Genomic DNA, 348 nt, shown 5'->3' with positions numbered 1-348 from the left:
AGGACCATTTTTTCAGGCAGGTAATAGAACTAATTGATTTTAGTTTTGCCAATGATCTTTTAAAATGAAGTTACTGTGAGAAGTTTGGGAGACCGGCACGAGAACCGGAATTCATGTTAAAACTGATTTTTCTTCAACGGCTGAAAAATTTATCTGACCGTGAAGTGGTAGAGGAAGCCTCCTACAACCTCGCATATAAATTTTTTCTCGATTTAAGCCCAGAGGAGAAAATTTGCGATCCCAGCCTGCTTTATAAATTTCGCAGGAAACATATCGCAACGGAGTATCAGCTGAAACAGTTACTGAATGGAATTCTGGGTCAGGCGGCAGAAAAAGGGCTGTTAAAAG

At 39.9% G+C, this 348-nt stretch carries 1 protein-coding gene; it reads left to right on the top strand.

Annotated elements, in window-relative coordinates; genetic code table 11:
• Positions 1 to 113: 113 nt before the first annotated feature.
• Positions 114 to 348, top strand: a 235-nt coding sequence (locus NE473_RS30680) for a transposase (RefSeq protein WP_256265603.1), incomplete at its 3' end; no start/stop codon positions are given.

It is taken from the genome of Hungatella sp. SL.1.14, from assembly GCF_024460495.1.
GTDB lineage: Bacteria > Bacillota > Clostridia > Lachnospirales > Lachnospiraceae > Hungatella > Hungatella hathewayi.
The sequence above is the reverse complement of the archived record's forward strand: the minus strand, read 5'-3'. Positions and strand labels throughout refer to the sequence as shown.